The sequence below is a fragment of the Actinacidiphila sp. bgisy160 genome (genome assembly GCF_057707815.1).
In genome coordinates, this window is sequence record NZ_JBYIQW010000035.1 from 34635 (window position 1) to 54759 (window position 20125).

The following is a 20125-nucleotide window of genomic DNA, read 5'->3' on the forward strand; positions in this document are numbered from 1 at the left end:
GGGGTGCAGGCGCGCTCGACGGCGTCGGTCAGGCGCGGAGATGGCATGACGTCGGGCGCCATGCGAGTTCCGGCGGCCCGGGTCCGGGGCGAGCCGGGAGGGCAAGCGGGCGTCGTTGCCGCCCATGGGGTGACGGAGTTCGGTGGGCGCGTCGTGACCCACGCACGACTCCGGTTCCCGGAGGAAGCGGACAACGGTGTCCGCGCCTCACGCGGCGGCCAGGCGGCAATGGGCGGCAATGGGCGGCAATGGGCGGCTTGCATCCAAGGCTCTTCGGGCATGGGGCCCAGTCATGATTCCTCCGCCGAACCGGCCATCCCACATCCATTTTAATACGAACGATCGTTAAATTAAGTACGCATGCACATACCCAGCTCGTGTGGCGACATGACGTCGGAACCCGCCGCTGCGGAGTCAGCGAAGGCAGTTCAGGGCGACCTCCGCGGCCCGCGTCAGCGCGGCCCGATCCGGATTTATGGCCCCCATGACCCGCAGGCCCTGGAAGGCCATGGCGAGGAATCCAGCGAGGTCTGCGGCGCTCTGGCCAGCCGGGATCTCGCCCCGTCCTTGCGCCTCGGCAATGACCTCGAAGAGTGTGAGCTCCAGCAGCTGCGTCGTTGCGCGAAGCCGCTCGGCCACCTGCGCATCGCTGTGCGCACGCTCCATCGCCGCCCCAACAATCAGGCACGACGCCTGGCCGGGGCCGCAGGTCACTTCGTCGATCACCGCCGCGAAAGCCGCACGGATCGTCTCGCGCGCATCACCGCCGGCACGCAGCATCTCGATGAACGGCAGTGCGTAGCGCCGCCGGTACAAGTCCAGTGCGGCCAGGTAGAGACCTTCCTTGCTGCCGAAGGCCGCATAGATCGATCCACTGCCGATCTCCATGGCGTTCGCCAGGTCACGCACGGACGTGCCACCGTACCCGGTGCGCCGGAACGCCTGCATGGCCGCCGTGACGGCGGCCTCGGTGTCGAACTCGCGAGTACGTGCCATACACCCGACCGTACCTATTGATGGAACGATCGGCAAATAACCGTGAGGCCCTGCGGAGCCGCCGGTCAAAGCCGGCTGCTACGTGCGGCGGCACGGCGTCACGGCGGGAGTTACCGGTCCTGGATCCTGCAAACGAGGTGCGACAGCAACCGGCGGTCGCCCCAGCACGGGGTCCGGACGCGCCCACAGCAGGTCGTCGGGGCATGTGGGAGCGCCGGTACCCGTGGCCCTCATTCCAACCGTCGCCGACAACGGTGCCCCGGCCGTTCGCAGGTACCGGCGGCACTCAGCCCCGGCACGAGGTGGAGACCGAGAAGGCCGGCGTTCGACAGACGTCACATGGTTGAGTTCCGGCTGTCGGGTTCGGCGGCGGTCATGCCGTATGCGTCCGCGATGAGGCCGAATGACCGCAGGCGCGTCTGCAATCCGTGGACGTAGCTGGTGATGAGCAGTTCGTCGGCCTGCGTGCGTTCCACCAGCCGGTCGAGGCCCTCCCGTACGACGTCCGGGGTGCCGTACTCCACGGTTGCCGTCCCGTTCCTCACGAATTCCTTTTCCGAGGGACCGAAAACTGGTTCCGTGCTTCCTGCGGAGTGGGCATGAGGGCCTTGTGGCCACGCTGGGTAGGCATCATGGATATGACACCGGTGAGGACCTGAGCATAGGCCTCGCTCTCGTCCCCGGCAGCCAGCGCCTGCACGGTCACCATGGCGTAGGGCCGGTCCAGGACCGCCGAGGGCCGGACCGCAGGGAAGTGGGGCGCCTCCCGTCACGAGAATCTGTGTCGTTCGCCCAAGTATAATCTTTATCGTTCGTTCAAACAGGACGTATGCTGCACCCATGGGGTGCGTCAGAGACATCGAAAGGTTGCCCCACGCAGTGCTCACTGAGGCGGCGGACGAGACCGTACGCGACCGCCGCGGGCAGCCCTGGCTGATCGTCGGCACCGAATGGATCCGGCTCGGCCTGGACGAAGCGCCATTCCCACTCCCCCGACTTCACCGCTGCCATACACGCCACCGCCTGATGAACGCCATCGAGAGCGCCTCGGCCGAACGGACAGTACACATCTTCGGCTGATCCGGCCGGACGCCCCGGCCGGGCACGACACCACCCCGCTGCACATACGCAACTCCGGCCCGTATCAAGAGGAAAAAGATGAAAACAGTTGGAGTATCCGAATTCGGAGGGCCGGAAGCGCTGCGCGTTTTCGAGGTGCCCGAGCCTCATGCCGGTCCCGGGCAGGTACGCATCCGGGTCCACGCCGCCACGGTGAACCCCGGTGACCGCTACCTGCGTATGGGGGCGCTCGGCCCCACATCCCCCGCACCCCCGTATGTCCCTGGCATGGAAGCAGCCGGGGTGCTGGACGAGATCGGCACCGGGACGGAGACCGATCTGCGCCTGGGGGACCGGGTGATGGCGATGGCCGACCCGACCAGTGCCCTGGGCGGCGCCTACGCGCAGTACGTCGTCCTGCCCTCGGAGCAGGTCGCCCGCGCGCCCCCAGGGCACGACCCACGCCGAGGCGGCAACCCTGCCCATGAACGGGCTGACCGCGCGGCTCGCTGTCGACCTGACCGGGCTCTCACCAGGGCAGACACTCGCGGTCACCGGCGCGGCGGGAGCCGTCGGCGGCTACGTGACCCAGATGGCCAAAGCGGGCGGACTCATCGTCGTCGCGGACGCCTCGCCGGCCGATGAGGAGCCCGTGCGCTCGTTCGGTGCCGACATCGTCGTACCCCGGGGTGGCGATGTTGCTCGGCACATCCTGCGGGCCGTGCCGGCGGGAGTGGCAGGGCTGATCGACGCAGCGGTCATCGGTTCGGCGGCGGTGGCCCCGGCGGTCCATGACGGCGGCGTCATCGTCACCGTCCTCGGCGAAGGACCCCGCGCCCTCAGCCCCGACGTGATACGGCAGCGGTCTCTGCGCGTGCGCATGGCCTTCGTCCCCGACTACCTGGGCGACCGCAGCCGGCTCGACGACCTGCGTGAACAGACCGAAGCCGGCAAGCTGACCCTGCGCGTGGCTCGCACCTTCGCTCCCGAACATGCCTCCGAGGCCCACCGTCTGTTGGAGGCGGGCGGCGTACGGGGTCGCCTCGTCCTGGAGTTCTGAACCGCCCCGCCTGCGTTCGCGGAGGCGGCGCAGGGGAACTCACCGCGGAGGCGGCCGGCCGCGGCACCGGATCCGTGGCCCCTCGCGTCGCGAACCGCCCGCTCGGGGGGACGGGCCCGCTCAGCGCGACGCGTGGAACGCGCCGCGCTGAGTTCCGGCCGCGGAAGCGGAACCCGCCCGGTGCGGATCAGGTGTCACTTCCCGGCCACAAAGGCGCGGGTGGGGAACACCGTTCCGGTGAAGTGAGGGCCGATGGTCACGGTGCCGGGCCGGGAGAGTTCCCCGACGAGCGCGTGCCGGGAGGCGACCGCGGCCTGGGGGTCGAGGTCGCCGGTCCAGCACATGTCCGGGTGCAGGACCTCGGCCGCCGTGTGCACGGCGTCGCCAACGACGATCGCGCGTTGAGTGCCCTCCCCGGACAGGACGAAGCTCACATGTCCCGGGGTGTGCCCGGGTGTGAGAAGGGCCTCGATTCCCTGGTGCGGCTGGTCGCCGGTGCGCAGGTCGTGGCGGCGTGAGCCGATGACGCTGTACTGCCGCGGGGTCGGTGCGGTCAGACGTGCCATGTTGGCGGGCTGACCCCAGAAGTCGAATTCGCCGACGCCGACGAAATACTCGGCGTTGGGGAACGTGGGTTCGGTGGAGACGTCGTCGGGGGTGATCCAGCCGACGTGGTCGGCGTGAAGGTGGGACAGGAGGATCGCGTCGATGTCGTCCGGCCGCAGGTTGGTCTCCGCGAGACTGTCCAGTAGTTGCCCGCCCGCCATCACGCCGACGGCCAGGGCGGGGTCCGGGGACGGTATGGGGATGACACGCGGCCCGATTCCGGTGTCGATGAGTATGCGTGCGGCAGGTGTCTCGACGAGAAGGGCGCCGACACTGAGCAGCAGCATGCCGTCCTCGTCGAGCAGCTTCAGCTCGGGATCCCGCGCGAGGTGCACATGTTCCGGGTAGGCCTGCAGAGGATGGGCGCGGATGATGCCGTCGGGAAGGTAGCGGACATTCAGGTCCCCCAGACGCATGGCTTCGCCGGGTGCGGGTGTCGCGGTCATGTTCTTTCTCCTGAAAAGGCTTGTACGGGGCGCCGGCGACCGGTCACTCCGCTCACCACGGCGACGAGCAGCCAGATGATCACTCCGGCGAGAGCCGCCACGACATAGCCGCCGTCGTCGGGGTAGGGCGATCCATGCGGTGTGCGGGATTCCAGGACGACGGCGGTCAGCACGCTGCCGACGCCGTAACCGACATAGCGGAATACCTGGTTGAAGCCGAGTGCGCTGCCGCGTTGATCGCTGCCGGTGTTCTCCACGATGAGCCCCGGTGCGGTGGAGAAGATGATGCCGATTCCGATGCCCGCCACGAGCATCGCGGCCACCAGACCCGGCAGGCGGTGCCGCCAGAGGGCGAACAACGCCATCGCGGCCATCATCACGACACCGGCCAGCGGCAGCGTCCAGCGTGCCGGGAGCCACCTGCCCAGTCGGCGGGTGATCCATCCGGCGGCGAGACTCCCCAGCGCCTGCGGAAGCATGAGAAGACCGGCGACCACGGCGGACTTGTCGAGCCCTCCGGTCGTCGCCGGGGCCTGAATCATGCGGGTGCTCACGGACAGCAGCAGGTACATCCCGATCCCGGCCAGCAGCACGGTGACATGGGCGCTGAGCACCGGACGCACCCGCAGCTGCCGGAGGTCGACCAGCGGGTGTTCCGTACGCGTCTCAAACCAGGCCCAGGCCGCGCCCACGAGCAGCGCCGTAACGCCGGCTGTCACGGTGGCGGGCGACGTCCAGCCCCAGTTCCCGCCTTCGGAGGCGGCCAGGATCAAAGCCGTGACCGGTAGGGCGAACAGGACGGCGCCAGGCACGTCGATCGCTGACGCGGGGCGGTCACGGGGGGCGGGGACGACGGCCGGCGCGGCGAGCAGGGCCGCCACGGTGACCGCGGCACCGAACCAGTAGGCGCCGGAAATGCCCGCACCCTGGGCGAGAACCCCGGTGAGGGGGTAACCGAGCCCGACACCCGCCGCGTTGACGATCGAGAGGATCGCGACGGCGCGCTTTCGCCGATCGGGATCGCCGGAGAAGGTGTCGCCGGCGACCGCGATGGTCATCGGTGCCAGGCCCTGCCCGGCTCCCTGCAGGGCGCGGCCGATCAGGAGCACAGGGAAATTCGAGGTTCCCAGGGCGGCGACGACCGAGCCGATCGCCACGAGCGTGAGTGCCACCAGAACCGCGATGCGCCGGTGACGGGTGTCACTGAGCCTGCCCATCACGGGGGTGATCGCCACCGCGACGAGGACGGTGATGGTGAGGGTCCACTGAGCCGTCGCCAGGGACACCTGCGTGGACTGGGCGATGGCCGGCATGAGCGGGGCGCCCAGGCTGCTGACCAGGGCGCCCACGAGGGTGATCAGAAGAAGACCGGCGACCCGCCCCCGGTCCCCCCGCGCAGGGGAGACCGGGGCGGTGTGTCTCACGGTGGGGATGGGATTCACCGCTACCTCAGGCCCAGTCGAATTCGATGACGGGCTTGATCTCGCTCCACGTACGCATCCGCTCGAACGCCGTGTTGATCTCGTCGAGCCGGTACCGGTTCGAGAGCAGGGCGTCCCAGGCGAAGCGGTCCGCGTGGGTGCGGAGGAAGTCCAGGGCCTTCCAGTAGTGGTCGACGCCGGCGGATCGGGACCCGATCAGCGTCGCCTGCTTGTGCATGATCACACTGGGGTTGAACGGCATGTCGCGCTGATGGGCCTGGCCGACGATGAGGTAGCGGCCACCGGGCCGGAGCATGTCGATGCCCTCGGAGAAGGCCGACGGGACGCCGGACATCTCCAGCACGACCTCGGCGCCCAGGCCGTCGGTCAGGTCCTTCACGAACGCTGCGCGCTCCGCGGGGGAGGTGACCTCGGCGACATCGACGCATACGTCGGCGCCCCACTGGGCGGCGACCTCGAGTCGCTCGGCGGGACCGCCGATCACGATGACCCGGCCCGCACCCTCGGCGACCGCCTTGGCCACGGCGAACAGTCCGACCGGTCCGGCGCCCTGCACCACGACCGTGTCGGTCGCGGCTATTCGGCCCAGCCGTTCGAAGCCGTGCATCACCGTGCGCAGCGAGCACGCCGCGGCGGAGGCCACCGCGTCCGGGACATCGTCCGGGACGCGGACCCTGCCCGCGGTCGGGTACACGTACCCGAATTCGGAGAAACCGCCGTGCAGGAACGGGTAGGTGTGAGCGCTCTCGGTCATGTAACGGCGCCGGTTCTCGCACAGGCTCGGCTCGCCGTCGATGACGCAGGCGCGGCAGCGGCCGCACATGCCGTGGGTCCAGACGATCCGATCGCCCTCCGCGAGCGGCTGGCCGAGCGAGTCGGTGCGCGGACCGTCGCCGAAGGCCGCGATCCGTCCCACCATCTCATGCCCGAGAATCAGGGGAAGTGTGCCGCCGACCTCGCCTGCGGAGCCGTCTGCGACATGGATGTCGGTGCCGCACAGCGTCGCGGCGGTCATGCGGACCAGCAGCGCGTCCCGCTCGATGACCGCGGGGATCTCCACGTCCAGTACCTGTAGTGCTTCGCCGGTGGCGGTCAGTGCGGCCGCGCGGCTGGTCGCCGGGATCTCGGCGGTCACGCGTCACCCCGCTCCGCTGTGGCGTCCTTGCGGGCACGGGCCACCATGCGGGCCGCTTCGACCAGACCCGCGGCGCCGGCGAGGCCGCGTTCCAGTACCTCGGAGGGGTCACCGCCGCCTGCGCGCACGGCGTCGGCGAAGTGGTGCATGTCCTTGTGCATGAGCGTGTGGACGTGTTCGGCCAGTTCCGGCGTGATGTCGCCGCCGAGGGCGCGGAGCGCCGCGCTGCCGCCACTGCTGGCGGAGACCACGTCGATGAGGGCCGGAATGTCCAGACCGGCCTGGGCGGCCAGACCGAGGACGTCCTCGGCGTTCTTCATGTTGGTGATGGTCAGCGCGTTGTTGAACAGCTTGGTGAACTGCCCAGCGCCGGCCGGCCCCATCAGCTTGACCGTGTCACTGAACGTGGCGAACACCGGCAGGGCCGCCTCGAAGGCGTCCCGGGACCCGCCGGTGAAGGTGGTCAGGGTGCGGGCGCGGGCGCCGGGGCTGCCGCCGCTCACGGGCGCGTCGAGGTAGACCCCTCCGGCCCGGGCGACGTGTTCGGCGATGCGTACGGCCTCGGTGGGGTCGCCGGTGCCGTGGTTGACGATGATCGTCCCCGGAGCGACAGCGGCCAGCAGGCCCTGGCCGTCCAGGACGTCCCAGAGGTCGGCGTCGTCGCGCAGGCACAACCCGATCATCTGGACGGACGCCCCGAGTTCGGCCACGGTGCCGTGAACGGTGTGCGGGACCTTCTCCACCGCGGACAGCGAGGCGGGGCGCCGGGCCCAGACGTGCAGCTCGAAGCCGTGCTCGCCGATGGCTTCCGCCATGGGGCCGCCCTGGTCACCGAGACCGATGAAGCCGATCTTCTCGATTGTCACCTTCATTGCGCATTTCTTTCGTCGGAGCGGATGAGAGACGGGGCTGGACTTCCGCGCTCAGCGGACGATGTCGCTGGCGAACTCCCACAGACGCTCGGCGTTCGCCGGGTCGATCGCGTAGCGCGCCACGCCGGGAACGCCGAGCTGCGTGGGACGGGCGTCCACCACCGGCGCCTGGTTGACATCCTCGAAGTAGCGACCGCCGATCCCCTCGACCAGGGGCGACGCCGCGAGGAACACGGTGGTCGCGGCGCCCTGCTCGACCGTCTTGCGGTAAGGCTCCGGCGTCCGCAGGCCGCCGGTGTGGCGCTGCAGGTTGGTCGCGATCGCACCGGGGTGCAGGGCGTTGGCCGTGATGCCCTCATCGGCCCAGCGGCGCTGCGCCTCGACGGCCAGGAGAACCTCCGCGGTCTTGGACTGACCGTAGGCCGCAAGTGCGTCGTACGGACGGAAGCGGAAGTCGATGTCGTCGAAGACGACCGGGGAGAACAGGTGGCCGCCGGAGGACACCGAGACAAGGCGCGCACCGTCAGCGTCGGCGAGCGCGCGGTGCAGCCCCAGGGTCAGGGCGAAGTGCCCCAGGTAGTTGGTGGCGAACTGCTGTTCGTGGCCGGCGATGCCGCGCTCGAGCTCCGGCGGCATCATGATCCCGGCGTTGTTGATCAGGACATGCAGCGGGCCCTGCCAGGCGGCGGTGAACGCACGGACCGATTCCAGATCGGACACATCCAGGCGGGCGACGTGGATCGCGTCGTTTCCGGTGGCCTTGCGCAGGTCCGCCGCGGCTTGCTCGCCGGCCTCGGGACGGCGCACGGCGAGCGTGACCTCGGCGCCGCCGGCCGCCAGAGCGCGGGCGGTCTCGACGCCGATGCCCGAGTTGGCACCCGTGACGACCACCCGCTTGCCGGACAGGTCGACGCCCTCGATCACCTCCGTTGCGGTGCTGTCGCGATTGAACGGGGTGCTGAAGAGCTCGGACATGTGATGCATTCCTCCTGGTTCGCGGACTGTCCCGCCAGGCTGCACCGAACGCCGCCAGGCGGACCAGGACGGGCTGAGACTGGGACTGGCAGGGCCACCCAGGGAATCGGGATGCCTTCGTACGCTGGAAACATGCCAGCCACCGAAGACGCCAACGCACTGGGCCGCTACCTGCGCGCCCGCAGGGAGCTCATCTCACCGGATGAGGCCGGCGTTCCCGATCAGGGCAACCGGCGCGTCCCGGGGCTGCGACGCGAGGAGGTCGCCTTCCTCGCGGGAATCAGTTCCGACTACTACAACCGCCTGGAACAGGGTCGCGACAAGAATCCCTCCGAGCAGGTCCTGCGCAGCATCGCCCGCGCACTGCGGCTGGACGAGGAGGCCACGGCCTACCTGCTGCAGATCGCCGCACCGAAAAGCCCGCAGCGCAAACGGCCCCGCAGGCCCGAGAAGGTCAGCGACGGCATTCGCACCCTCATCGGCGCCTGGCCGCTCACACCGGCATACGTCCACGGCAGGTACATGGACATACTCGCCGCCAACGACCTCGCCATCGCGCTCTCGCCATTCAACGCCCCCGGCCACAACGGCATCCTCACCGCGTTCCTGGAACCCGAGATGCGAGAGCTCTACCAGGACTGGGAAGACATGACCGCCCGGGTCGTGCCCTACCTGCGCTCCATCGTCGGCGCCGACATCCACGACCCGCGACTCGTCGAGATCGTCGGCGAGCTCACCCTGAGCAGCGAACGCTTCCGCACCCTGTGGGGCCGCCAGGACGTCAAACACAAGACCACCGGCACCACCTTGTTCCGCCACCCGCAGGCCGGCCCACTGGAACTGCGCTACGAAAAGCTGCTCATACCGAGCTCCGGGCAAACGCTGATCACCTACCACGCACAGCCGGGCAGCGCCTCCGAGGAACGCCTCCACCTGCTCGCCAGCATGCACGCCCCCGACCGTGCCGGCAGTTCACCGGCCGCCGACCAGCCCGCCCCCGGCAACACCGCCTCGTAACAATCGGGGGCAACATCATCGGCCGCACCGAAATGCGCGAACGGTGCGGCAGGCGGCGCTCCACGGCCTGAGCCACACCAGCGCGTGAGGTGTCCTGCCCTCCGCACACGCGGCATGCGACGACCTTTCGCCATGCCCGGAAATGTGCAGCTCCATAGATGTGTTGTCTTCTATACGATGTATCTGGAAGATGAACTGTTTGACAGCCCACCCAGAGGAAGTGCATGCCCGACTACGGCCACGAGCTCTTGCTCGGCACATTCATCACCCCCAGCGCACAGGACTCGGCGCAAGCCGTGGCGCTCGCGGAACTCACGGAGGCTGCCCAGCTGGACCTTGCCACGTTCCAGGATCATCCGTACAACACGGACTTCCTGGACACCTATACGCTGCTGACCTGGGTGGCGGCCAGAACCAGCCGCATCCACGTATCGGCGAACGTCACGAATTTGCCCCTGCGGCCGCCGTCGATGCTTGCCCGGACGGCGGCGAGCATCGACGTCCTGTCCGGGGGCCGGTTCGAGCTCGGACTCGGCGCGGGCGCCTTCCCCGACGCCGTTCACGGCATGGGCGGACCCCGTCTGAGCCCTGGGCAGGGCGTCGAGGCACTCGATGAGGCACTCGACATCCTCCGCGGCGCCTGGCAGAGCGGCGAGAACGGCTCCCTGCGTTTCCATGGCGAGCACTACACCATCCCGTCGATGAAGCGTGGACCACGCCCCGCCCATGACATCGGCATCTGGCTCGGCGCCTACAAACCGCGCATGCTCAGCCTGACAGGCCGCAAGGCCAACGGTTGGCTTCCAACGCTGGAATACCTCCGGGCGCCGGGGATGGCGGAGGCGAACAAGATCATCGACGATGCCGCCCACGCGGAGGGCCGCGACCCCAAGGAGATCCGGCGCCTGCTCAACCTCTTCAGCGTGGACTTCACCGCCACCCGGCGCGGCCACCTGCAGGGTCCGCCGCAGCAGTGGGTCGAAGAACTGCTTCCACTGGTCCTGGAGCAGGGTTTCTCGGCGTTCCTCATCGGCCGCGACGACCCCCGGCTGATCCGGACCTTCGGCGAGGAGGTGGCACCCGCCCTGCGCGAGGCCGTCGCCCGCGAGCGGGCGACCACCCCCACCGGCACGGTCACGGTGCCCGACCGCCCGGCAGTCGTCCTCGCCGAGCGGCGCGACACCATCGATTACGACGCGGTCCCCGAATCCCTGGCGAAGAAGGTCGTCGAGCCGGGTGACCCGGCCTACGAGGACGTCCGCCACAGCTACATCCACCCCGGATCGCCCGCCCTGGTCATCCGAGCCGAGAACTCCGACGACGTCGTGGCCGCCCTCGCCTACGCGCGCGCTCAGGACGTCGGACTCTCTGTGCGCAGCGGCGGCCACGGCATCAGCGGCCGATCCACGAACGACGGCGGCATCATCATCGACCTGTCGAAGATGAACTCCGTCGAGGTCCTGGACCGGGCCACCGGCCGCATCCGCGTCGGCCCCGGCGCACGCTGGGGACATGTCGCCCGCGCGCTCGCACCGCACGGACTGGCCATGAGCTCCGGCGACTACGGCGACGTCGGTGTCGGCGGCCTCGCCACCGCCGGCGGGCTGGGGTACCTGGCCCGCAAACACGGCCTGACCATCGACCACCTCACCGCCGCCGAGATCGTCGTCGCCGACGGCCGCAAGCTACGCGTCGACGCCGAGCACCACTCGGAACTGTTCTGGGCGATCCGAGGCGCGGGCGGCAACTTCGGCATCGTCACCGCCTTCGAGCTCCAGGCGTACGAGGTCGAGAACGTCGCCCACGCCACGCTTGTCGTGGACGCCACCAACACGGCCGGCTTCCTCCTGAAGTGGGGACGGCTGGTCGAAGCCGCCCCGCGGGAGATCACCAGCTTCATATCGATGTTCCCCGGCCGCCGCGGCGGGCCGGTCACCGCACAGATCACCCTGGTCTACGCCGGAGACGACACCGAGGACGCGCAGAACGCCCTGACCCCGTTCCTGGGCGCCGGCCCGGTCCTGCACCAGCAGGCGCAGCTCGTCCCGTACCACCTGATCGTCGCCCCGCCCGAGAACCAGCACCGCGGCCAGGGCCTGGCGAACACCCGTAGCGGGCTGCTGGACCACATCACCCCGGAGGCCGCCGCCATCATCGAGAAGGCGATGAAGTCGGGCGACGTCATGGTCATGCAGTTCCGCTCGATGGGCGGCGCCGTGCACGACATCCCGGAGGACGCCATGGCCTGGGCGCACCGCACCCAGAACTTCTCCGTCATCGCCGCCACCGCCTCCAGTCATGTCACCCGCATGAACGCCCACTGGGCTCGGCTGTACCCGCACCTCAACGGCATGTACCTCAGCTTCGAGACGGACACCGACCCGGCCCGTCTGGCGGACGCCTTCCCCGAGCCCGCACTCACCAGGCTCCGCGCCCTGAAGGCCGCATGGGATCCGGACAACGTCTTCAATCGCAACTTCGCCATCCCGCCCGCGGCGCCCTCCCATGGTGCCGCCCGCCCCGGCGAAGCGGCCCCCACCCGGCGCTGACCGTCAAGACCTTCCGTGCCGGGCTCCCGCCGGGCCCGCACCGGGCACCGTTGTCCTTCCCGAGAATGTGAAAACGGCGCTCGTCCCTGGCCGCGTCCACAACGGCGGCAGCGGAGCGGGTGCCACAGCGAGACTCAGATGCAGCAACCCTCGTGCGACGACGTGCCGACCCTGCCGTCCGGTACCGGGACCTGTGCCGACTCTCCGGCCGGCCCTCAGGCTCCGTCAACAGGCAACCGACCTTGAATCATGGGAGTTTCCGGAATGCGTGCTTCACCATCCGCGCAGTGCACAGAACGCACCATCGACGACAGCACCTGCCCGAATCTGCTGGGCGCGCTGGAGCTCGTCGGGCGACGTTGGACAGGAGGAATTCTGGCGGCCGCCGCACACGGGGCCCGGCGCCACGGCGAGTTCCGGACGATGGTCGGTGGTATCTCCGATCGCCTACTGACGCAGCGCCTGAAGGAGTTGGCCGCCGAGGGGCTGATCGAGCGCACGGTAATGCCGACCACGCCCGTGCAGATCCGCTACAGACTGACCCCGGACGGCCGAGCACTGCTGAACGCACTCCAACCCCTGGTCCAGTGGATGGCCCGCCGCTCCGTGCCGGTGGGCTCGGCGCAACCGCCCGCCCACCACCCCGGCTGACCGCAGGGCGGTAGCGGCGCGCGCGCACCGTCTCCATGGAGCCGGGTCGTACCTGGCTGCCGGTCGGCCTGGCCACGGGCGCCACAACCCTGGGGGCAGGTCTCGTCACGGCGGTCCGCCGTCGCAGGATTGCCCGCCCGTCTGACGTCTCGGCGGGACTGTAGCGCCTGCTGCACCCGCCCATGCCAAGGGCCCCGGCTGATCGAGCCGTGCGAGGTCGGCCGGTCCCGTGACGGCGCCATCGTGTCAGGCCTTCGCCCTGCTCGTGGCGGCGAGAAACTCGTCGACTGTGAGGGTGGCGTGGGAGATCGCCGGGTAGCGCAGCACCATCGCGTCGTACGCGGCCCGTCCGCCGGCCGCTGCTGTGGCGTCGGTGAAGGTGGTCACGTGGTAGCCGTGTTCCATGCAACTGCGGGCGGTCGACTCCACGCACATCGTGCCGACCATGCCGGCGATGGCGATGTACTCGACATTGTGCTGGCGCAGTTGAACTTCCAGGTCTGTGTTGGCCAGGACGTCGATGTTCTTGTGCGGGGCGATGACAACGTCGCCGTCGCCGGGTGAGAGCTCAGGGTGGAAGTCAGCTCCCCAGCTCCCCGCTTCGAACATGCGGTTGTCGAACATCTCCTGGTGGATGCCGGAGAGGTGCTTCCAGGATGTGTAGTCCTCCTCTGTGTAGGACATCGGCGCGAAGAAGACCGGAAGCCCTTGCTCGCGGGCACCCGCCAGGAGCCGTTTAAGGTTCTCGAACGTGCCGATCCTGTCGAACTCGTCCTTGAACTCGGGGTAGCCCTTGCCCTTCTCCGAGAACAGCTCGTTGACAGTGTCGATCAGGAGCAGGCCGATGCGTCCCGGTTCGTACGACGTCGTGGTCACAGAGCCTCCTACTGCCGATCCCCCTGCATTCGAGGCTATGCCCGCTGGTTGTTTCCCGCCCGCCGCCGGACCGGGACTCTCACCCAGGGCGGCCCATCGGAACCATACTGGCTCAATCGATCCTGGCCTCCCCTGTCGCACAGGCCGACCCGCAGCTGAACCGAAACCCTGCACCCGGTATCTCAACGATGTCCTGGAACAGCCCCCAGCACGAGGTCGCCCGGACCGACGATGGCGCCGAGCCCGCCTTCGACCGGCAGTGTCCCCGAGAGCGCCGCCAGGCGGGTCAGGCCACACAACCCGTGCCTGAAGGGCAGGGGCGAACGCTTGCACCGACCGACACCGAGGAGGAAGCGTGACTCGCCCCCCACTCTCGAACGATCGCTACAAATATTCCCTACGTTTGAGGCGAAAAGTTCGACTATTTTTTTGACGCATCGTTCCACATAGGGTTCACTGGCTGACGTGGCCGGGTCGCGACCGACCGGTAGCGGCGCTTCCTCGGTGAGCGCCGAGTCGGTCACTCACAGGCCCGGGACTCAACGAACGCCGCCCGCGCACGGATGCGGCGCCGAAAGGACACAGCATGAGCAAGCAGGAATCCCGCACGCCTTCCGCATGGCGTTCACGTGTGGTCGGCGCCGCCGCCGTGGCCGCACTGCTGGCCGGTGGCGGCGCGGGCGCGGCCGCCTGGGCCTCCCCGCCCGCGTCCGCCGCGCACCACCCCGCGCAGTCCGCCGCGGCGCACAACGCGGCCACGGTGCAGCGGCTCGCCGACATCGAGGACATCCGCCAGGTGAAGGCGCGCTACTTCCGCTACCTCGACAGCAAGCAGTGGTCCAAGCTGGCCGCTCTCTTCACCGCCCACCCCACCATCGACGTGGGCGTGAAGTACAGCAGCGGCAAGGAACTCGCCGAGAACACGGCAGCGCTCCTGGGGAACGCCCCCACCGCCCACCAGGGCTTCCTCCCCGAGATCCAGGTGCACGGAGACCGCGCCACCGCGATCTGGGCGATGGAGGACTACGTGAGCTTCCCCTCCGGCTCCAGCTACAAGAACGGCTTCCACGGCTACGGCGAGTACCGCGACACCTATCAGCGGATCCACGGCCACTGGTACATCTCCAGCACCGTGCTGTCCCGGTTCCGGGTGGACACCGTTCCCAACTGGACGCCGTCCGCCGCACCGAAGAAGTAACAACAGCCACCACCCCTCGGCCCGCACAGGGCCCGTCACCCAAGGAGTAACAACATGAGCACCATCGGTGTCGGCATCATCGGCGGCAGCCCGGGCGGCTGGGCCTCCATCAGCCACATCCCCGCCCTCAAGGCCCTCCCCGACTTCACACTGCGCGCCGTCAGCACCTCCCGCCGCGAGTCCGCCGAGGCGGCCGTGCGGGAATTCGGCGTCGAGGCGGCCTACGACAACCACGCCGCATTGCTGGCCCACCCGGGGATCGACATCGTCGTGGTAGCGGTCAAGGTCCCCCACCACCGGGAGCTGATCACGGCCGCGATCGACGCCGGCAAGTCCGTCTACAGCGAATGGCCGCTGGCCCTGAACCTGGCTGACGCCACCGAGCTCACCCGGCGTGCCGACGCCGCCGGGGTGCGCACCGCCATCGGCCTGCAGGGCCGCTACCACCCCGAACTGCGCTACGCGCGCCACCTGATCCAGAACGGCAGGATCGGCCGGGTCATCGGCACCTCCCTCGTCGCCTCCGGCATGGTCTGGAACGGGCAGACCACCAGGGCCCACACCTACTGGTACGACGAGACGCAGGGCGCCACCCCCCTGTCCGGCGCAGCCCTGCACGCCATCGACGCACTCAATGTCACCCTCGGGGAATTCGACCACCTGTCGGCCAACCTCGTACACGGCCGCACGGAGGTGACCGTCACCGACGACGGCGACACCGTGTTCCCTGTCACCGCCCCCGACCAGATCTCGGTCATCGGCACCCTCGAGAACGGCGCCGCGGCCTCGGTCTTCTACCGCGGCGGCGCCTCCCGCGGAGACAACTTCCGCTGGGAGATCAACGGCACCGACGGCGACATCGTCCTGACCGCACCCTGGGGCAACGTCCAGGTCACCGACCTCACCCTCGAAGCCGGCTTCGGCGACGACGCCACCGTGTCCAAGCTCGACGTGCCCGCCGAGTACTCCGCGGGTATCCCCGACGGCCTCGTCGGCCCCGCCAGGAACGTCGCCGCGCTCTACACCCACCTGGGACGAGACCTGCGCGAAGGCACGCACACAGTCCCCGACTTCACCTATGCCCACACACGCCACCAACTGATGGACGCCATCAAGAACTCGTCCCGCCAGCAGACCGCGCAGCACCTCGGCTGACGTCGCGCGGGAAGACCTGTCCCTCCCCGGGCCGCGGGGGGCCACCATGTGGCAAATTTTTAACGAACGCTCGAAATAGTATCGATGCCGGCTTTCGCCGCCACGAGGCTGGGCGCCAGGCGTTCGGGTCGGGTTCGCCCGTGCCGCGCCCATGCTCTCGCCTGGGCTGACGCACTCTGGCAGCAGCTCGACACGGGCTGCCATGGCATGCGACAACCAGACGTCACCGCGGGGACGAAGAAGGTGTCGGCAGCGTTGCCGGCAATGCCGGCTTGGCCATCCGGTCTCACCCGATTGGGCCGGCTTTCGGGTCAGGGCGCCGGCGGATCTCGTGCCGCCCCGCCGGCGCGGTGGGGCGGCACACCTGCTGTCTCCACCAGCAGCGCCGCTTCTCGAGCAACACATTCAATGACCACGACGGAGAAGACACATATGCACAGCTCCACGTCCGACGGCGTACCCGGCGGGCCGGTCCAGGCCGGTCCCAGGTCCGAGTCGGTCGCAGCGGCCGCCGCGTTGCAGCCGCTGCTGCGGAAGCACGCCGCTCGCGGGGACCGGGACCGCGTCGTACCAGCCGAGATCGTCCAGGCGCTGTCCGACGCCGGCGTCTTCCGGCTGCTGACACCGAAGCGGTACGGCGGTCAGGAGGCGGACCTGCGCACCCTGACCGACGTCTCGGAGGCGCTCGGCGAAGCCGACGGCTCGGCGGCCTGGGTCGGGATGATCATCTCCGTGACGAACTGGCTGGCATGCCTGTTTCCGGATGAGGCCCAGGAGGAGGTGTTCGGAGCCGACCCTGATGCACGGGTGACCGGTGTGGCTGCACCGACAGGCATCGGGAAGCGGGTGGCGGGCGGCTGGCGGGTCAGCGGCCGCTGGTCATACAACTCTGGCGCGCCATACGCAACCTGGGCGGCAGTCGGCGCACTCCTGCAGGACGAGGATGGTGCGGTCGCGGATCAGGCTCTGGTGCTGATTCCCGCCTCGGAACTTGTCATCGAGGACACCTGGCACACCGCCGGGATGCGGGGTACCGCCAGCAACACCCTCGTCGCGCAGGATGTGTTCGTTCCCGCGCACCGAATCCTTTCGGTCACGGCGGCGGCGGAGGGGGTCTACCCGCGCTCGTCCCGCGAGGAGGAGCTGTACGGCGCTTCGTTCGGCCCGATGCTGCTGCTGTGCCTGCTCGGTCCCTTGCTCGGGCTGGGCAGGGCGGCTCTGGACGTGGCGGTACGTGCTGCGGTGTCCAAGCCGCTGTCGTTCACCGTTCACAACCGGCAGGCGGACTCGGTGGGGATCCAGATGCAGGTGGCTGAGGCCGCGCTGAAGATCGAGACGGCCAGGCTTCTTACCCACCGCGCGGCCTCGCAGGTCGATCAGGCGGCCGCCGCCGGTCCACTGGACTATGCCGCGCGCGCCCACATCAGGGCCGGGGCGGGCTACGCGGCCCGCCAGATCCTCGAGGCCATCGGCATCCTGCTGGACGCGCACGGTGCCTCTGCCTTCGCCGAGACGAACACCCTGCAGCGCATTTGGCGTGATGCGAACACCGCAGCCCGCCACGCGGGCCTGATCCCTGCCGTCGGCCTGGAGGTCTACGGCAAAACACTGCTGGATGTGAACGAGCGAGTGAGCCTCATGGTCTGACCCGACAAGCGGATGGGGTCTGCGCCCGGTGGGGCGCCGTCCCCATTTCAGACGCGGGACGGCCTCGCCTGTAGGCGGGGCCGTCCGAACCAGCGCACACCGCCGCAGATACAAGGTTGTCGTCCTTTACGACGGCCGGCTTGCCGCGCACATCGCGGAAGTCGGGTGCCTGAGCGGTACCGGCAAAGACGGCGGTCAGCCTCGCGCTCCGGTCCCCGAGGGGCGGGGAGTACGCCTCGTAGACGGGGTGATGTCCAGTGGGCGGCCGTCTCTTCTGCGCCGAGGGAGACCACCGGAACGCCGAGGCGGCGGCCGAGACCTCGGCGACGGCCCGCAGCGGTACGCCCTCCTCGGCGGCCGCACGCAGGGCGGCACCGGCGTCGGCCGACGCCAGGGCCTTGCGGTAGAGCCGGGCGGCGTCGAGGCGGTGCACGGCCGGCCACCCGAACCCCTTTTCCGTCTCCAGGGCCGCCCCGCGGCTCCGGCGAGCCGGCCGTCGCCGCGGGGTACGGCCGGTGCGTGGTGCTGCGCCCGCTACGGCGCCGCCGGCCTACTCCTGAGCGCCTGCCAGAGGATCCGGTAGAAGTCCGCGTAGCTGCGCTCGACGTGCGCGGCGAAGGACCTCGCCTCCGCGTGCCGCTCGCCGAGGCGGTTGATCGGCACCGTCATCGCGGCATGGTGCTCGATGTGCAGGTTGTTGCCGTTGGTGAACCAAGTGGTCAGCCAACTGCCCCGGATGGAGCGGGTGTTGCGCAGCACATCTGTCGTCTCCGTGTCGCACAGCAGGTGTTCCGGCAGCTCCACGAGGAAGTGCATGGGGACGGCGAGCAGCAGGGGAAGCACCCACAGCCGCAGCACGTACTCGCCGTGGCCGAGGGCCGCCAGGACGGCCAGGCTCGCCACGGCGGCGCCCAGCAGGAGATGTTCGGTCACGATCCGCCGCCGCATCGCCGGCGCGATGTGCCCGAACGCGTACGTCCAGCGCCCCGTGGCCGCGCGCACGATCTCAGCGACGACGGTGCCCAGGCGCGGGTAGTCCAGCAGGCCGCGCAGCAGTGCCCGGAAGGTCAGCGGCCCACGCGTGTCGAAACCGAAGAACTCGGTGTCCTGCGGGGTGCCCAGGTAGCGGTGGTGCTGCAGATGGCGCACCCGGTAGTGGCTGTAGACCACGAGGAGCGGCATCCCCAGGGGCACGCCGACCAGGCGGTGGGGGAAGGCGCGCCGGAAGGCGGAGTGGTGCAGGCACTGGTGCTGCAGCTCCACGGCGTGGGTGAACATGGCGGCCAGCAGGACGATCCCGGCGCCCGCCGCCCACAGGTTCGTCTGCAGGGCCAGCACGGCGCCGGCGCAGGTGAGGACGGCAAGGACGGCGAGCTTGCCCAGGAAGACCCGCTCGTCGGCGGAGGTCACCTTGAGCCGGGTGAACAGGACGGCCGGGCCCGCGGGCGGAGCGCTGTCGCGCTCGGTGAGGAGCCGCTCAACGGCCACTGAGCACCACCACGTGGGTACCGGGCACCAGGCCCTCGGAGCGGGCCGTGCGGAGCAGCCCCGCCATGGCGACGGCCCCGGCGGCGGTGGGGAACGCGCCGTGCTCCGCCAGCGCATCCCTGGCGTCGCACAGCTCGCGGTCGTCGGCGCCGAGGACGGTGCCCCCGGTGGCCGCGATCGCCGTCATGGCCTCGTCGCCCTGCAGCGCGTGCCAGTTGACGAGCGGCTGGTTGTGGTCGGTGGTGGTGACGGACTGCGGCGGCAGCGTCCGGTACGGGCCCGGCCAGCAGGTCACCATCGGGTTGTTGCCCGCCGAGCCGACACCGTTGATCACCGTGTCCCAGCCGTACAGTTCCAGCCGGCGTCGCACCGCGATGACGGTCGTACCGTTGCCGACCGGCAGCCAGACCACCGCGGGGGCTGCGGGCAGTGCGGCCCGCAGCGCGGACACGACCACGCCGTGCCCCTCGAACACCGCCTCGGCGTAGGGGCCGTCCACGTTGCCGTCGACGCAGTCACCGGTGGCGGCGAGCCGGCGGGACTCGTCCACGGCGTCCTCGTACGCCCCGTCGACGAGGTGGACGCGCGCTCCGGCGGCGCGCATGGCCTCGCCGCCGTCGCTCCAGCCGCTGGGGAGGACGACCGTGCACTCCACACCGGCGGCCTGACAGGCCGTGGCCATGGCCCGCCCGTAGTTGCCGCAGGTGGCGATGGTGACATGCCGGTGGCCGTCGGCGACGGCCCGGGCCACGACGGCGCGGGCGGCGGGCTCCTTGTGACTGCCCGAGGCGTAGCGCGTCTCGTCCTTGACCAGGACCCGGGCGCCGGGCACCAGGGCGGAGACGTCGATGAGCGGGGTGCCGAAGGCGTCGGAGGGCGCTTCGGCGGACGGTGGTGCGGGGGTGGGCATGGCGGTTCCTTCGGGGTGGTGGAGGGACGTGCGGCCGGTGCCC

Annotated in this window: 18 protein-coding genes and 1 pseudogene; 9 read left to right on the plus strand and 10 right to left on the minus strand. The window is 69.8% G+C overall.

Annotated features, from left to right (window positions below):
* Window positions 1-414: 414 nt before the first annotated feature.
* Window positions 415-996 (minus strand): TetR/AcrR family transcriptional regulator, encoded by a 582-nt coding sequence (locus AC3EUJ_RS24815; RefSeq protein WP_431964918.1) that lies wholly within the window; start codon window positions 994-996, stop codon window positions 415-417.
* A 335-nt stretch (window positions 997-1331) separates the two neighbouring features.
* Window positions 1332-1541, minus strand: coding sequence for a hypothetical protein (locus AC3EUJ_RS24820; RefSeq protein WP_431964920.1), 210 nt, complete (start codon window positions 1539-1541; stop codon window positions 1332-1334).
* 334 nt (window positions 1542-1875) lie between these two features.
* Between AC3EUJ_RS24820 and AC3EUJ_RS24825 the strand changes: the two genes are divergently transcribed.
* The 3 genes and pseudogenes from AC3EUJ_RS24825 to AC3EUJ_RS24835 all read left to right on the plus strand — a co-directional run bounded on the left by AC3EUJ_RS24825 (window position 1876) and on the right by AC3EUJ_RS24835 (window position 3115).
* A complete protein-coding gene (locus AC3EUJ_RS24825) occupies window positions 1876-2076 on the plus strand; it encodes a hypothetical protein (RefSeq protein ID WP_431964922.1) in 201 nt (66 codons plus the stop codon).
* A 78-nt stretch (window positions 2077-2154) separates the two neighbouring features.
* A pseudogene (locus AC3EUJ_RS24830) lies at window positions 2155-2442 on the plus strand (alcohol dehydrogenase catalytic domain-containing protein); the annotation flags it as partial.
* 97 nt (window positions 2443-2539) lie between these two features.
* On the plus strand, window positions 2540-3115 hold the full coding sequence (locus AC3EUJ_RS24835) for a zinc-binding dehydrogenase (RefSeq protein ID WP_431964924.1): 576 nt from the start codon (window positions 2540-2542) through the stop codon (window positions 3113-3115).
* A gap of 194 nt (window positions 3116-3309) precedes the next feature.
* Here AC3EUJ_RS24835 and AC3EUJ_RS24840 read toward each other — a convergent pair whose 3' ends face one another.
* The 5 genes from AC3EUJ_RS24840 to AC3EUJ_RS24860 are packed head-to-tail and all read right to left on the minus strand — an operon-like array spanning window position 3310 to window position 8591.
* On the minus strand, window positions 3310-4167 hold the full coding sequence (locus AC3EUJ_RS24840; RefSeq protein WP_431964926.1) for an MBL fold metallo-hydrolase: 858 nt from the start codon (window positions 4165-4167) through the stop codon (window positions 3310-3312).
* Window positions 4164-5591, minus strand: coding sequence for an MFS transporter (locus tag AC3EUJ_RS24845; RefSeq protein ID WP_431964928.1), 1428 nt, complete (start codon window positions 5589-5591; stop codon window positions 4164-4166). The genes AC3EUJ_RS24840 and AC3EUJ_RS24845 overlap by 4 nt, the downstream gene beginning before the upstream one ends.
* Before the next feature lie 25 nt (window positions 5592-5616).
* Window positions 5617-6744: a zinc-binding dehydrogenase gene (locus AC3EUJ_RS24850; protein WP_431964930.1), complete on the minus strand. Its 1128-nt coding sequence runs from the start codon at window positions 6742-6744 to the stop codon at window positions 5617-5619.
* The gene (locus tag AC3EUJ_RS24855; RefSeq protein WP_431964932.1) at window positions 6741-7616 is read right to left on the minus strand and encodes an NAD(P)-dependent oxidoreductase; all 876 of its coding nucleotides are present in this window, start codon (window positions 7614-7616) and stop codon (window positions 6741-6743) included. The genes AC3EUJ_RS24850 and AC3EUJ_RS24855 overlap by 4 nt, the downstream gene beginning before the upstream one ends.
* A gap of 51 nt (window positions 7617-7667) precedes the next feature.
* The gene (locus AC3EUJ_RS24860; RefSeq protein ID WP_431964934.1) at window positions 7668-8591 is read right to left on the minus strand and encodes an SDR family NAD(P)-dependent oxidoreductase; all 924 of its coding nucleotides are present in this window, start codon (window positions 8589-8591) and stop codon (window positions 7668-7670) included.
* A gap of 132 nt (window positions 8592-8723) precedes the next feature.
* Here AC3EUJ_RS24860 and AC3EUJ_RS24865 point away from each other — a divergent pair, with 132 nt between their 5' ends.
* From AC3EUJ_RS24865 to AC3EUJ_RS24875, 3 genes are all read left to right on the plus strand, one after another.
* Window positions 8724-9608, plus strand: coding sequence for a helix-turn-helix transcriptional regulator (locus AC3EUJ_RS24865; protein WP_431964936.1), 885 nt, complete (start codon window positions 8724-8726; stop codon window positions 9606-9608).
* Between the two features lie 224 nt (window positions 9609-9832).
* A complete protein-coding gene (locus AC3EUJ_RS24870) occupies window positions 9833-12157 on the plus strand; it encodes an LLM class flavin-dependent oxidoreductase (RefSeq protein ID WP_431964938.1) in 2325 nt (774 codons plus the stop codon).
* Between the two features lie 264 nt (window positions 12158-12421).
* On the plus strand, window positions 12422-12808 hold the full coding sequence (locus tag AC3EUJ_RS24875) for a winged helix-turn-helix transcriptional regulator (RefSeq protein ID WP_431964939.1): 387 nt from the start codon (window positions 12422-12424) through the stop codon (window positions 12806-12808).
* Window positions 12809-13054: 246 nt separating this feature from the next.
* On the opposite strand, the gene AC3EUJ_RS24880 is transcribed toward AC3EUJ_RS24875, so the two are convergent.
* On the minus strand, window positions 13055-13684 hold the full coding sequence (locus AC3EUJ_RS24880; protein ID WP_431964941.1) for a cysteine hydrolase family protein: 630 nt from the start codon (window positions 13682-13684) through the stop codon (window positions 13055-13057).
* Window positions 13685-14270: 586 nt separating this feature from the next.
* Between AC3EUJ_RS24880 and AC3EUJ_RS24885 the strand changes: the two genes are divergently transcribed.
* The 3 genes from AC3EUJ_RS24885 to AC3EUJ_RS24895 all read left to right on the plus strand — a co-directional run bounded on the left by AC3EUJ_RS24885 (window position 14271) and on the right by AC3EUJ_RS24895 (window position 17684).
* A complete protein-coding gene (locus tag AC3EUJ_RS24885) occupies window positions 14271-14882 on the plus strand; it encodes a nuclear transport factor 2 family protein (protein ID WP_431964943.1) in 612 nt (203 codons plus the stop codon).
* 54 nt (window positions 14883-14936) lie between these two features.
* Window positions 14937-16037: a Gfo/Idh/MocA family protein gene (locus AC3EUJ_RS24890; protein WP_431964945.1), complete on the plus strand. Its 1101-nt coding sequence runs from the start codon at window positions 14937-14939 to the stop codon at window positions 16035-16037.
* 408 nt (window positions 16038-16445) lie between these two features.
* Window positions 16446-17684, plus strand: coding sequence for an acyl-CoA dehydrogenase family protein (locus AC3EUJ_RS24895; RefSeq protein WP_431964947.1), 1239 nt, complete (start codon window positions 16446-16448; stop codon window positions 17682-17684).
* A 534-nt stretch (window positions 17685-18218) separates the two neighbouring features.
* On the opposite strand, the gene AC3EUJ_RS24900 is transcribed toward AC3EUJ_RS24895, so the two are convergent.
* Entirely contained in the window at window positions 18219-19172 is a 954-nt protein-coding gene (locus AC3EUJ_RS24900; protein WP_431964949.1) for a fatty acid desaturase family protein, read from the minus strand.
* Window positions 19162-20082, minus strand: a complete 921-nt coding sequence (locus AC3EUJ_RS24905) for a pyridoxal-phosphate dependent enzyme (RefSeq protein ID WP_431964950.1) — start codon at window positions 20080-20082, stop codon at window positions 19162-19164. Before AC3EUJ_RS24905 ends, AC3EUJ_RS24900 begins: the two co-directional genes overlap by 11 nt.
* Window positions 20083-20125: the final 43 nt, after the last annotated feature.